At 61.2% G+C, this 12362-nt stretch carries 12 protein-coding genes; 7 read left to right on the top strand and 5 right to left on the bottom strand.

Features of this window, described 5'->3' with window-relative positions; all coding sequences use genetic code 11:
• Positions 1-51: 51 nt before the first annotated feature.
• Positions 52-1041 carry an Ldh family oxidoreductase gene (locus ACIQWP_RS19225; RefSeq protein WP_402790533.1) on the top strand — a complete coding sequence of 330 codons (990 nt, stop codon included), beginning with the start codon at positions 52-54 and terminating at the stop codon, positions 1039-1041.
• Between the two features lie 76 nt (positions 1042-1117).
• Here ACIQWP_RS19225 and ACIQWP_RS19220 read toward each other — a convergent pair whose 3' ends face one another.
• Positions 1118-2443, bottom strand: coding sequence for a glucoamylase family protein (locus ACIQWP_RS19220; protein WP_402790530.1), 1326 nt, complete (start codon positions 2441-2443; stop codon positions 1118-1120).
• A gap of 213 nt (positions 2444-2656) precedes the next feature.
• Entirely contained in the window at positions 2657-3412 is a 756-nt protein-coding gene (locus ACIQWP_RS19215) for an SDR family NAD(P)-dependent oxidoreductase (RefSeq protein ID WP_402790527.1), read from the bottom strand.
• Positions 3413-3524: 112 nt separating this feature from the next.
• On the opposite strand from ACIQWP_RS19215, the gene ACIQWP_RS19210 reads away from it, so the two are divergent.
• The gene (locus tag ACIQWP_RS19210; protein ID WP_402790524.1) at positions 3525-4445 is read left to right on the top strand and encodes a LysR family transcriptional regulator; all 921 of its coding nucleotides are present in this window, start codon (positions 3525-3527) and stop codon (positions 4443-4445) included.
• Here ACIQWP_RS19210 and ACIQWP_RS19205 read toward each other — a convergent pair.
• The 3 genes from ACIQWP_RS19205 to ACIQWP_RS19195 form a co-directional block, all read right to left on the bottom strand.
• Positions 4442-5008: a TetR/AcrR family transcriptional regulator gene (locus ACIQWP_RS19205; RefSeq protein WP_402790521.1), complete on the bottom strand. Its 567-nt coding sequence runs from the start codon at positions 5006-5008 to the stop codon at positions 4442-4444. The genes ACIQWP_RS19210 and ACIQWP_RS19205 overlap by 4 nt on opposite strands.
• Position 5009: 1 nt before the next feature.
• Positions 5010-5474 (bottom strand): DUF1348 family protein, encoded by a 465-nt coding sequence (locus ACIQWP_RS19200; protein ID WP_402790518.1) that lies wholly within the window; start codon positions 5472-5474, stop codon positions 5010-5012.
• An 86-nt stretch (positions 5475-5560) separates the two neighbouring features.
• Positions 5561-6424 (bottom strand): DMT family transporter, encoded by an 864-nt coding sequence (locus ACIQWP_RS19195; RefSeq protein ID WP_402790516.1) that lies wholly within the window; start codon positions 6422-6424, stop codon positions 5561-5563.
• A gap of 108 nt (positions 6425-6532) precedes the next feature.
• Here ACIQWP_RS19195 and ACIQWP_RS19190 point away from each other — a divergent pair, with 108 nt between their 5' ends.
• The 5 genes from ACIQWP_RS19190 (at position 6533) to ACIQWP_RS19170 (ending at position 12359) form a co-directional block, all read left to right on the top strand.
• The gene (locus ACIQWP_RS19190; protein WP_402790514.1) at positions 6533-7942 is read left to right on the top strand and encodes a PLP-dependent aminotransferase family protein; all 1410 of its coding nucleotides are present in this window, start codon (positions 6533-6535) and stop codon (positions 7940-7942) included.
• Between the two features lie 161 nt (positions 7943-8103).
• Positions 8104-8760, top strand: coding sequence for a response regulator transcription factor (locus ACIQWP_RS19185; protein ID WP_402790511.1), 657 nt, complete (start codon positions 8104-8106; stop codon positions 8758-8760).
• A complete protein-coding gene (locus ACIQWP_RS19180) occupies positions 8757-10133 on the top strand; it encodes a sensor histidine kinase (RefSeq protein ID WP_402790508.1) in 1377 nt (458 codons plus the stop codon). Before ACIQWP_RS19185 ends, ACIQWP_RS19180 begins: the two co-directional genes overlap by 4 nt.
• Before the next feature lie 103 nt (positions 10134-10236).
• On the top strand, positions 10237-10920 hold the full coding sequence (locus ACIQWP_RS19175; RefSeq protein WP_402790505.1) for an MtnX-like HAD-IB family phosphatase: 684 nt from the start codon (positions 10237-10239) through the stop codon (positions 10918-10920).
• A 20-nt stretch (positions 10921-10940) separates the two neighbouring features.
• Positions 10941-12359, top strand: coding sequence for an aspartate aminotransferase family protein (locus ACIQWP_RS19170; protein ID WP_402790502.1), 1419 nt, complete (start codon positions 10941-10943; stop codon positions 12357-12359).
• The last annotated feature ends 3 nt before the right edge of the window (positions 12360-12362 follow it).

Here is a 12362-nt window from a genome sequence, read left to right as displayed (position 1 = left end):
GAAGGCGTAGAAAGCCTCTATCCTCCCCATTGGTTTTCAAGGTCTTGTCTCATGCACCTGTCGCTTGCCGAAGCCGAAACATTGGTCGTGGAGGCGTTGCAGCGAAGCAAGGTGAGTGTGGAAAATGCCCGTTCGGTGGCGGTTGCGCTCGTTGCGGCAGAGGCTGCGGGGCAGAGCGGTCATGGTCTGCGCCGCGTTCCCGCCTATGCCGGACAGGCCAAGGTCGGCAAGACCGATGGCCTTGCCACGCCGCGGTTGAGCCGGCCCTTTCCGGCCGTGCTGCGCATCGATGCCGGCAATGGCTATGCTTACCCCGCGCTCGATCTTGCCGTTGCCGAGCTTCCCAAGATTGCCCGCGAGCAGGGGATCGCGCTTGCCGCCGTCAGCCGCTCGCATCATGCCGGCGTCATGGGCCTGACGGTGGAGCGGTTCGCCGATCAGGGACTGGTGGCGCTGATGGTTGCCAATGCGCCGGCGGCGATGGCGCCCTGGGGCGGCAAGACGCCGGTCTTCGGTACCAACCCGATCGCTTTCGCCGCGCCGCTTCCGGATGACGAGCCGATCGTCATTGATCTGGCGCTTTCGAAGGTGGCGCGCGGCAAGGTGATGGCCGCCCGGCAGCAGGGTGCCGCGATCCCCGCCGACTGGGCTTTCGACCGCGAGGGAAGACCGACCACCAATGCCGAAGAGGCCTTGGCCGGCACGATGATCCCGGCCGGCGATTCGAAAGGGGCGGCACTCGCGCTCATGGTCGAAATTCTGGCGGCCGGCCTGACCGGCGCCAATTACGCCTTCGAATCCTCTTCGCTCTTCGACGACAAGGGGGCACCACCAGCGCTTGGTCACACGATCATTGCCATCAACCCGGTAGCGACGAGTGCGGCCGATACGGCGCAACGGCTGGCCTTGCTCGCAGGCGAAATCACCCGCGACCCGAATGTCCGTCTGCCGGGCCGGCGCGGGCAGAGTTCGCGGCGGCTTGCTCTCACGGAGGGAATCTCCGTCGAGGATGAGGTGATTGCGGCGATCGAGAGGCTTTGAGGGGCCAAAGGTCGGGTGAGGGGCCAAGCCCGACGCTCTGATATCATATGGCCGAAATCTACCGATGATCCGCAGATCAAGCGATGGCGGGCGCCGTCTTCTTCTCGTCCAGCCAGCCGCCGGTGAAGCCGGCGCGTTCCAGCCCGGTGCGGAGGATCGGTGACTGCCGCATCAGGTTCCAGATCATGCCGGTGCGAGCATTTTCGATCATCATGACCAGCAGGCCCTGGTCGATGGCGACGGAGCGATCATCCACCCAGCCTTCCGGGCCGGGGCCTTTGACGCTCGGGTTGAAGCCGCCGGGAAAGCGGCCGTCGAGCAGCAGGTTGGGATAGGTCGAAAGCAGCGCCCGCGTGCCGTCGAGTGCGGCCTGTCGGTCGAAAGCAAGGCAGGATAGCGGTCCCCAGGGGGCGATGGTGCCGTCGTCCGGGCCGAGCGGAGCGCCGCGGGCGGCATAGCCGAAAACTTTCGGGGCATAGCGCAGGCTATGCTTGGTGCCCGTGGGGTTCGGGCCATCGCAGGCGGAGAGACCCCATATGTCCTTGGTATAGCCGGCGAAATGGCCGGGATTGCGTTCGGTATAATCGCGCTGCACTGATATCGCCGTCTGCGTATTGCGGAAGTAGTCGGTATCCTTGTCGGCGACATGCTTGTCGCGGATATCGCGGAAATCGATCCAGGCATGCGAGAAAAGGTGGATGAACAGCGGCCCGGCATAGAGAAAGGGCGTGTCCTTGAACATCATCCAGGTGTAGGTCGAGGCGAAGGCATCGTAGCTTGAGGATGGGATCGGATGCGTGGGCGAAGCGAGCGCCATGACGTAGAGGAAGATCGCCTCGTCATAGCCCTGGTAGCGCCAGCGCAGGAAGCCGCTCGCCGGTTTCCAGCCCATGCTGATGGTTTGCCCCTTGTTCAGGGCCCAGTGCCAGTCGCAGCGCTCATAGAGGAATTTTGCCTGCTTGCGGAGGTCGCGCTCGACCTGACCGTTTCCGGTGAAATAGGCCGCCGCGGTCAAGACGCCGAGCAGCAACAGACCGGTATCGATGGTCGAAAGTTCGCTGTTCCAGGCGCGGTTGCCCGTCTCCATATAGAGGAAGTGATAGTAGAAGCCGCGATGGCCGGTGGCGCCGCGCTCGGTGCCCTGATCGCTGTTGGCGAAGAAATCGAGCGTCGTCAGCACCCGTTTGGCCGCATCGGCACGGCTGATCCATCCGCGCTCGACGGCGACGGGATAGCTCGACAGCGCAAAGCCGACCGCGGCGATGCTGCAATGGCTCGTCTTTATGGAGGTATCCGCCACCAGTCCGTTTTGCGGATTGGTGTGGAGCATGAAATATTCGAACGCCGAGCGTTGCAGTTGGTCGATCAGCGCGTCGTCGGTTTCGTTTACCTGCTGCAGCATCTTCTATCCATCTCCTCGATGCTCCCATTGCCTGCTGAACATGGGAGCTTGGATAGTTGCAAATCAAACATGATTAATAATGGCATTATTTTATGGACGATTGTTTAAGAGATGGCGAAATGGTCACACTCATGGTTCGGCTGCTACCGCCGCGAGATTACTGGCGGTAGCGTGAGGTAAATTCTCCCTGATGAGGAAGGGCGGCGCTCGATATCAGACCTGTGCCTGGCCGCCGTCGACAAACAGCTCGGTGCCGGTAATGAAGCTTGCATCGTCAGAGGCGAGGAAGATGGCGGCCTTGGCGATTTCGTCCGGCTCGCCGACACGGCCGAGCGGCACTTGCGTGGCGAGATAGTCGAGCAAGCCCTGCTGGTTGGCGGCATCCGGGCCGGCTAGATCGACGAGGCCGGGCGTTTTCGTTGGGCCGGGGCTTAGGGTATTGACGCGGATCTTGCGGTCCTTCAGGTCCAGAATCCAGTTGCGCACGAGATTGCGGCTGGCTGCCTTCGAGGCTGCATAGACGCTGAAGGCCGGTGTCGCAGTGCTGCCGGCGGTCGAGCCGGTGACGATGATGGAGGCACCATCGGAAAGCAGCGGCAATGCCTTCTGCACGGTGAAGAGCACACCTTTGACATTACGATTGAACGTGTCTTCATACTGTTCTTCGGTGATTGCGCCGAGCGGCAGCATCGATCCGCCGCCGGCATTGGCGACGAGCACGTCGATCCGGTGTTTCTCGGCCTTCACCCTTGCATAGAGATCGTCGAGATCGGAAAGGCTGGTCGAGTCGGCCTGAATGCCGGTGGCCCGCGAGCCGATAGCGGCAACGGCCGCGTCGAGCTCCGCCTTGCGGCGGCCGGTGATAACGACTTCCGCGCCTTCCCTGGCGAAACGCTTGGCGATGGCGAGGCCGATACCGGTGGTGGCGCCAGTGATGACGGCGATTTTTCCTTCGAGCTTAAGGGACATCTTCTTTCCAGTTCTCTTGTGTTCGGTTAGGCGGAGTGCCGAACGAAGAGGTATGGACGCCGCCATCGTTTAGAAATAGAAAGAAACGCAAACTATCGTTGCAGATTTGATGATGTCGAAACGACCGGATTTCGAGGGGCTGGCGATGTTCGCCAAGGTGGCCGAGGAGCGCTCCTTCGCGGCTGCCGCCCGAGCGATGGATATTTCCGTCGCCACCGTCTCGCGCGGCGTCAGTCGGCTGGAGGACAGTCTCGGCGTTCGGCTTTTGAACCGCACCTCGCGCCAGCTCTCACTGACGGATGCCGGGCGGACGCTTGCCGAGCACGCCAGTCAGATCTATTGCGAGGCTGAGAAGGCGGAAAACGAGGCCCGCGATATGGCGGGCGCGCCGCGGGGGCTCATCCGCTTCGCTGTGCCGATGTCTTTCGGATTGCACTGGCTGGCGCCGATATTGCCGGATTTTTTCAAGGCCTATCCCGATGTCTCGATCGATCTGCATCTGAGCGACGCCGTTGTCGATCTGGTCGCGGAAGGGTTCGATGCGGCGCTGAGAATCGCCGTGGCGTTACCGGATTCGTCATTGGCGGTGCGCAAGCTCACCCCGGTCTCGCGCTTTATCGTCGCCTCCCCGGAGTATATTGCCCGTCATGGCCGTCCGGCGCATCCCAAAGATCTCAATGAACGTCATTGTCTCGGCTACGCCTATCGTCCCCGCCAGGACGTATGGCGACTCTTCAATGCCGACGAGGAGGAGGAGACGGTGACACCTCGGGGATATTTGAAGGCCACCAATGTCGACGCCTTGATCCCGATGACGCTCTCGGGGCTCAGCATCGCCGAACTGCCGGAGTTCGTCGCTGCGAAGTATCTTGCCGACGGGCGGCTGGAGCGGCTTGTGCCGGATTGGTCGCTGAAAGGCGGTGGTCTCTATTTCGTCACCCAGTCGGCTCGGGCGCGACCGGCAAAGATCGAAGCATTGGCGGAATTCCTGACGTGGCGGCTGTCGCAGCCATCCTGGCGCTGGCCGCGTTAAAGCACTAGCGCGGCCTCCACACGGTTCTTCAGCCGCTCCAACATTCGCCCAAAGACCGCTTCATCCCCAAGTGCCCTTGCAAGCATCAGCGCACCCTGAATGCCGACAACCGTTTCTTCGGCGAGCGCCTGTGCTTCGATGCTGGCCATGCCAGCTCTCGTCAGGGCGCCGGCAAGCGCTTCGATCCAGCGGTGAAAATAGCCGAGGATGACAGCTGAAAAGTGATCGCGCGTTTCGTCCAGCGCAAAGGCGCCGATCAGGCAGACGCGGCGGCCGGAGCGGAAATAGCTGTCGGTCGTCTCCCACATGCTGGATATGGCCTCGTGCGGTTCGCCCTCCTCGAGCGGCCTGAACATTTCCGCGACGAACCAGGCGTCGATATGGGCCATGATCTCTGCCGCCATCTGTTCCTTGCCGCCGGGAAAGAAGTGATAGAGGCTGCCCTTGGAGAGCTTCGTGCGGGCGGTGATCTCGCTCATCGACGCCCCCTCGTAGCCGAGTTCGCGAAAGACCTCGGCCACGAGGGCAACGGCATCGGATTTTTCGAAGACGGTTCGCACCATCTCAAAGGCCGAGTTCCGACAAGCCGGGATGATCGTCGGGCCGGCGGCCGAGTGGCCAGTGGAACTTCCGGTCTTCTTGCCCGATCGGCATGTCGTTGATGGAGGCGAAACGGCGCTGCATCAGGCCATCGGCATCGAATTCCCAGTTCTCGTTGCCGTAGGAACGGAACCAGTGACCACTATCGTCATGCCATTCATAGGCAAAGCGCACGGCAATGCGATTGCCTTCGAAGGTCCAGAGCTCCTTGATCAGCCGATAGTCCAGTTCCCTTGCCCATTTGCGTGTCAGGAATTCGACGATCTCCTTGCGGCCGCGCGGGAATTCGGCGCGGTTCCGCCATTGGCTGTCTTCCGTATAGACCTTGGAGACGCGCTCGGGATCGCGGCTGTTCCAGCCGTCTTCGGCCATGCGGACCTTGGCGATGGCGGTTTCGCGGGTGAAAGGCGGGACGAGTGGGGTCGGCATGACGAGCTCCTTCTAAACCGATTGGTTATTTATAGACTGATCGGTTTAGAAGATCAAGCAGCTGGGATTTTGCCGAGGTAATGGTCTCAGTGCGCGAATTTCCGCGCCCCGGCGACGCAGCCGACGACGGCGATCGTCACCACGAGCATCGACCAGCTGACGCTTTCCTTGAGGAGCGCTGCGGCGAGCGCGAAGCCGAAGAAGGGCTGCAGGAATTGCAGCTGGCCGACGGCGGCGATACCGCCTTGCGCCAGCCCACGATACCAGAAGATGAAGCCGATCAGCATGCTGAACAGCGAAACATAGGTGAGGCCAAGCCAGGCCGGCTCGCCGATGCCGTCAAGGGTTTGGGGCATGGTCATGACGCAAAGCGCGATGGTGACCGGCAGGGACAAAACAAGCGCCCAGCAGATGACCTGCCAGCCGCCGAGCCGGCGCGAGAGCACGGCACCTTCGGCGTAGCCGAGCCCGCAGACGACGACGGCCGCCAGCATCAGGAGATCGCCGACCGGCGAAGCCGAGATGCCCTGCGCCAGTGCATAACCGCTGACGAGGGCGCTGCCGATGGCGGAGAATATCCAGAATGCCGGGCGTGGTCGCTCGCCGCCGCGCAATACGCCGAAGATGGCGGTCGCCAGCGGCAGCAAGCCGATGAAGACGATCGAATGGGCTGACGTGACGTGCTTGAGTGCCAGCGCCGTCAATAGGGGAAAGCCGATGACGCAGCCGAGTGCGACGATCGCCAGTGATACGATGTCGCTACGAGCGGGGCGCTTTTCGCGAAAGGCGAGCAATAGGCAAAGGCCCAACAGGCCGGCGATCACAGCACGGGCGACCGTCAGGAACAGCGGGTCGAAATCCATGACGGCCACGCGTGTCGCCGGCAGCGATCCGCTGAAGATCACCACCCCGGTCATCCCGTAGATCCATCCCGTCGTCGTCTTATCCATTGTACATGCTCCTTCTTGATCCCAGCGGTATCGGAAACTTCGCCTGGTCAAGCCAGAGACAGTGCAGTACAATTTTTGAGAACTGTTATGGCATAAGAGGCAGTACGGATGGACAATCTATCGCCGCAAAACACAGGTGGAAGCACCCGCATCGAGGAGGTGATGGCGGCGATTTCCGACCGCATCGCCAGTCGCAGCCTGATGCCGGGAGCCCGGCTTCCTTCCGTGCGCGGCTTCGCCAAGACGATGCAGGTGTCGGTTTCCACCGTGGTCGAAGCCTATGAGCGGCTTGCCGCCGAAGGCACGATCCGCTCGCGACCGGGCTCGGGATTCTATGTATGCGGCCCGCTGCCGCCGCTTTCACTGTCGGAGGGGGGCACGGCGTCCGATCCCGACGTCGATCCGCTGTGGATCGCGCGACAATCGCTGGAAATGGGCGATGACGTCTTGAAGCCCGGCTGCGGCTGGCTTCCGCCCTCCTGGCTGCCGCAGCCGGGATTGCGGCGCGCGCTGCGAACGGTGGCACGAGGGGATATGGGCGTGCTTGCCAATTACGGAACGCCACTCGGCCTGCGGCCATTGCGGCAGCTGCTGGCAAGACGCCTCGGCGATCACGGCATCACGGTGCCGCCGGATCAGATCATGCTGACGGAATCCGGAACGCATGCGATCGATCTTCTCTGCCGCTTCCTCGTTGAGCCCGGCGATACCGTGCTGGTCGACGATCCCTGCTATTTCAATTTTCATGCGCTCCTGCGGGCGCATCGCGTCAACGTCATCGGCGTGCCCTTCACGCCGACGGGGGCGGACATCGAGCTGTTCGGTCAGGCTCTCGAACGGCACAAGCCGCGGCTCTACATCACCAATTCGGCGATCCACAATCCCACAGGCGCCGTGCTCTCGCCTGTCACGGCGCATCGCCTGCTGAAGCTCGCCGAGGCTTCCGGCCTGGTCATCATCGAGGACGATATCTTCGCCGATTTCGAGCATGTGCCGGCGCCGCGTCTTGCCGCCTTTGACGGGCTCGACCGGGTGATCCATATCGGCAGCTTTTCGAAGACCCTTTCGGCCTCGATACGCTGCGGCTTCATTGCGGCGAGACGGGACTGGATCGACGGGCTTGTCGATCTCAAGGTTGCGAGCAGCTTCAGCTCCGGACAGCTGTCGGCCGAGCTGGTCTATCTGACCTTGAAGGATGGCAGCTACCGCAAGCATGTGGAGGCGCTGCGGCTGCGGCTCGCCAAGACGATGGAGGAGGTATCGGCGCGGCTGGAGGCGATCGGCATCGTGCCCTGGCTGAAGCCGCAGGCTGGGATGTTTCTCTGGTGCCGGCTGCCGGAGGGGCTCGATGCCGCCGATGTTGCCCGCGTTTGCGTCGCCGAGGGTATCGTTCTCGCGCCAGGCAACGTTTTCAGCCTCTCGGAGGGGGCCGGACGTTTTATGCGGTTCAATGTTGCACAATCGACCGATCCCCGGATCTTCGAGGTGCTGGAAGCCTCGATGCGAAGGTTGAAATAGCGCTCCCGACCAGTGGATTGGCGATCGTTTTCGCCATGTTTAGGAGCGGCGATAAGCCACCGCTCTTGCCAGACGGAAATGATCCGTCATAGCTTTGCCACATCGCCGCGCCAATTGCGGCCCACATCGGCTAAGAAATATTCGACTAAATGAGGTCGGTCGTGCGCGTTCTGCTTGTTGAAGACGACAATATCCTCGGATCATCGCTGAAGAAGGCGCTGGAAAAGCATGCCTATGGCGTCGACTGGATGCGCGATGGCGAATCCGGTCTCGAGGCAGCGGCACATTCGCATTTCGCGGCGATCGTCCTCGACATCAATTTGCCGTTGCTGAGCGGCATGGAGGTGTTGCGGCGCATCCGGCAGCGGGGAAATTCCGTGCCTGTGCTGTTGCTGACGGCGATGGATTCGGTGCGCCAGAAGGTCGAAGGGCTGGATGAGGGCGCCGACGACTATCTGGTCAAGCCGTTCGATCTCGACGAGCTGCTGGCGCGGCTGCGGGCGCTCATCCGCCGGCGCGACGGGCGGACCGAAAGCGTCATCCGCTGTGGCGACGTGGAGGTCGATCCCTCCGCCATGGTGGCGCGCAAGGGCAGTGTGCAGGTCCATACCACGGCGAAGGAATTCCATCTCTTGAAGCTGCTGATGGAGCGCAGCGGCCGATACGTGACGAAGAACGATATCGAATATGCGCTCTACGACGCGGAAAACACCGTCGAAAGCAATACGATCGAAGTGACGATCTACAATCTCCGCAAGAAGCTCGGCACCGATTTCATCAAGTCGATCCGCGGCGTCGGCTACATGATCGAGCGATGAACAATTCCACGCTTACCCGCAAGCTATTTCTCCGCATCGCACCCGTCGTCGTGGTGACCATAGTCGTCATCGCCGCCTTCGCCTTCAACAGCGCGACGCGGGAGATCAACAATATCTACGACGCGCAGCTCATCGACGATGCCAACGTGATCTGGAGCCTGCTGCGCCGGCCGCTGGAGAAGAATCCGGACCATGCGGCCAAGCAGATCGACGACATCGATTTCAACATGGACAATCAGCTGGCCTTCAACGAAGACGCCGACGATTATGCCGACGCGCACATGTTTCGCGCCTGGGTCGACGGCAAGATCCGCTTCTACAGCAGCACGGCCTTCCTGTCCGATGTGCCGCAGCAAAGGGTCGGCTTCACCACGCTGACCTATGGCGGGGAGGAGTGGCGCATCTATTCGCTGCCGATCCCGAATACGAGCATCGTGATCGAGCTTGGCGAAAAGATCGCGCTTCGCGAAACGCTGGTCTCCAACATTCTCCTCAATCTGTTCTTTCCGCTGCTGATGCTGGTGCCGGTCATCGGCTTCCTCATCTGGCTCGGCATCAATAGCGGCCTGCGCACCATCCATGGGCTGGTGCGGCAGATCCGCACGCGATCACCCGAGGATCTCTCCGCAATCCCCGTCGAGGAGTTGCCGCGCGACCTCCTGCCGCTCGGCCGGTCGATCAACCAGCTGCTGGAAAAGCTCGGCCAGTCGCTGACGCTGGAGCGGCGTTTCTCCGACCTTGCCGCGCATCAGCTGCGCACGCCGCAGGCGAGCGTGAAGCTGCTTTTGCGGATGCTCGAACACAGCGACAGCGATCACGAGCGGCAGGCGATCATTTCCGATCTCGTCGCCAGCAACAACCGCACCATCCATCTGATCGAGCAGCTGCTGCGGCTCGCCAGGGTCAGCCATCATCCCCTTAATCTGACATCGGTGCCGCTCTATCACTGGATGGCGTCGCTCATTGCCGAATTTGGCAACATCATCACCAGCCGCGAGCTCGACGTCGTGCTCGAAGGGGACGAGCTGATCCAGGTCACGACCGACGAGTCGCTGCTGCGCATGCTGGTCACAAACCTGCTCGACAACGCCATCAAGTACACGCCCGTCGGGGGGGAGATCAAAATTTCCATCGCCTCCGAGGACGGTTTCGGCCGCATTTCGATCAGCGACAGCGGTCCCGGCATCCCGCCGCATGAGAGGGAGGCGGTGTTCCAGCGTTTCTACCGCCTCAATACGCTTCACACGGAAGGCGCCGGCCTCGGCCTCGCCATCGTTGCGGATACCGCGGACCGCCTTTCGGCGATGGTCGACCTTTCTACTTCGCGTTCCGGCAGCGGTCTTCAAGTTGATCTAAGATTGCCTTTGAGCTAAAAATCGACCTCTCGTCGTTTTTCATTTTCGCATCATTTTCCGCTCATACCCGGCTCATCTGAGGTTGTTAGACGCAACTTAGGATAAGGCGAAAGGGTGTTTCATGCAGGTGTTTTGCGATTTTGATGGAACCATATCCATCGAAGACGCGACGGATATGGTGCTAACCCGTTTCGCCGGTTCCGAGTGGGAAGATATTGAGAAGCTGTGGAAGCAGGGGCTGATCGGCTCCGGCGAGTGCATGCGTCGGCAGATCGCCCTCATCCAGGCCAACAGAGGCGAACTCGACCGGTTTCTCGACACTCTATCGATCGATCCGGGCTTTGAGGGCTTCCTGTCTTTTTGCCGGCGTGGTGAATTGCCTGTCACGATCGTCAGTGATGGTGTGGACTATTTCATCCGCCGCATCCTGGCGCGTCATGGCATAGACGGCTTGCCGATCATCGCCAACGTGCTGACCTGCAGCGTTTCACAGGGTCGCGAGTCCTACTCGCTGTTTCCGCCATTCACGGCGACCGGCTGCGTGTCCGGTGCCGGCGTCTGCAAATGTCGCGTCGTCGATAGCAACGACCTGCAGGTCTACATCGGCGACGGTCGAAGCGACTTCTGCGTTTCCGACAAGGTCGACCTCGTTTTCGCCAAAGCCAAGCTTGTCGATTACTGCGAGGAAAACGGCATCCCCTATGTCGGTTTCGAAGACTTTTCCGATCTGCTTCCGAAGATGGAAGCCGTTCTCCCGAGCGTCGAACGACGCTCCCGTACGCTGCCGCATTTCAAGACAGCGTAAACCAGACCAAGAGGCATTGAATGAAAACGAATGCAGCAGAAGCCTTCAGCGGCGAGACCGAGTCTGTCCGCTCCGAAGAAGAATTGCGCGCCCTCGAAGAGCTCTATTGCTCGCACGGCGACACGGTTCACTACACCGACAAGCCCAAATTCTTCGAGGAATGCGAAGGCTCCTTCGTCTACGATCGGACCGGCACGCCGTTCCTCGATCTGCAGATGTGGTACTCCGCCGTCAATTTCGGCTATCGCAACGAGCGCCTGAACGAAGCCGCCCATCGCCAGCTCGATCGCCTGCCGCAGGTCGCCTCGCAGTATCTGCACCGTGAAAAGGTGGAGCTTGCCGCGATGATCGCCCAGGACGCCGAGCGCAAGTTCGGCCACAAGGGCCGCGTTCATTTCAACGTCGGCGGCTCGCAGGCCGTCGAGGATTCGCTGAAGCTGGTGCGCAACTATACCGGCGGCAAGAGCCTGATGTTCGCCTTCGAAGGCGGCTATCACGGCCGTACGCTCGGCGCGTCCGCGATCACCTCGAGCTACCGTTATCGCCGTCGCTACGGCCATTTCGGCGATCGGGCGCAGTTCGTCGAGTTCCCCTATTATTTCCGCGGCCCGAAGGGCATGTCGAAGGAAGAATACGGACATTATTGCGTCCAGAAGTTCGCTCGCCTGTTCGAGAGCGAATATAACGGCGTCTGGGACCCCAAGGCCGGCAAGTCCGAATATGCAGCCTTCTACATCGAGCCGATCCAGGGCACGGGCGGCTACGTCATTCCGCCGATGAACTTCTTCGTCGAACTGAAGAAGGTGCTGGACGAACACGGTATTTTGCTCGTTGTCGACGAAATCCAGATGGGCGTCTACCGCACCGGCAAACTCTGGTCGATCGAGCACTTCGGCGTTTCGCCTGACATTCTCGTCTTCGGCAAGGCGATCACCAACGGCCTCAACCCGCTTTCGGGCGTCTGGGCCCGTGAAGAGATGATCAATCCGACCATCTTCCCGCCCGGCTCCACGCATTCGACCTTCGCCAGCAACCCGATGGGGACTGCCGTTGCGCTCGAAACCATGAAGATGCTGGAAGAGGAAGATTTCGGCGCCGCGATCATGGAGAAGGGCGCACACTTCCTTGACGGGCTGAAGCAGCTGCAGAAGCGCCACGCCATTGTCGGCGAAGTCGATGGTCTCGGCCTCGCCCTTCGCATGGAAATCTGCCAGGACGACAGCTACACGCCCAGCAAGGCGACGATGGACTGGATGTGCGACGAAGGCATGAAGGGCGATCTTCAGGTCGGCGGCAAGACCTACGGCCTCGTGCTCGACGTCGGCGGCTACCACAAGAACGTCATCACCTTCGCCCCCAATCTGCTCATTACCCGCGAAGAGATCGACCTGGCGCTTGCCCTGCTCGATCAGCTTCTGACGCGCGCGGTCCGGAGATAAGAC

Origin of the sequence: Rhizobium sp. NPDC090279 (assembly GCF_044769665.1) — a bacterium.
GTDB lineage: Bacteria > Pseudomonadota > Alphaproteobacteria > Rhizobiales > Rhizobiaceae > Rhizobium.
This window is presented reverse-complemented; position numbering and strand designations above follow the sequence as displayed.

Bases quoted from the DNA above. Each gene is read 5' to 3' on its own strand.
- ACIQWP_RS19225 (WP_402790533.1), top strand. From the start codon at position 52: ATGCACCTGTCGCTTGCCGAAGCCGAAACATTGGTCGTGGAGGCGTTG.
- ACIQWP_RS19220 (WP_402790530.1), bottom strand. From the start codon at position 2,443: ATGCTGCAGCAGGTAAACGAAACCGACGACGCGCTGATCGACCAACTG.
- ACIQWP_RS19215 (WP_402790527.1), bottom strand. From the start codon at position 3,412: ATGTCCCTTAAGCTCGAAGGAAAAATCGCCGTCATCACTGGCGCCACC.
- ACIQWP_RS19210 (WP_402790524.1), top strand. From the start codon at position 3,525: ATGTCGAAACGACCGGATTTCGAGGGGCTGGCGATGTTCGCCAAGGTG.
- ACIQWP_RS19205 (WP_402790521.1), bottom strand. From the start codon at position 5,008: ATGGTGCGAACCGTCTTCGAAAAATCCGATGCCGTTGCCCTCGTGGCC.
- ACIQWP_RS19200 (WP_402790518.1), bottom strand. From the start codon at position 5,474: ATGCCGACCCCACTCGTCCCGCCTTTCACCCGCGAAACCGCCATCGCC.
- ACIQWP_RS19195 (WP_402790516.1), bottom strand. From the start codon at position 6,424: ATGGATAAGACGACGACGGGATGGATCTACGGGATGACCGGGGTGGTG.
- ACIQWP_RS19190 (WP_402790514.1), top strand. From the start codon at position 6,533: ATGGACAATCTATCGCCGCAAAACACAGGTGGAAGCACCCGCATCGAG.
- ACIQWP_RS19180 (WP_402790508.1), top strand. From the start codon at position 8,757: ATGAACAATTCCACGCTTACCCGCAAGCTATTTCTCCGCATCGCACCC.
- ACIQWP_RS19175 (WP_402790505.1), top strand. From the start codon at position 10,237: ATGCAGGTGTTTTGCGATTTTGATGGAACCATATCCATCGAAGACGCG.
- ACIQWP_RS19170 (WP_402790502.1), top strand. From the start codon at position 10,941: ATGAAAACGAATGCAGCAGAAGCCTTCAGCGGCGAGACCGAGTCTGTC.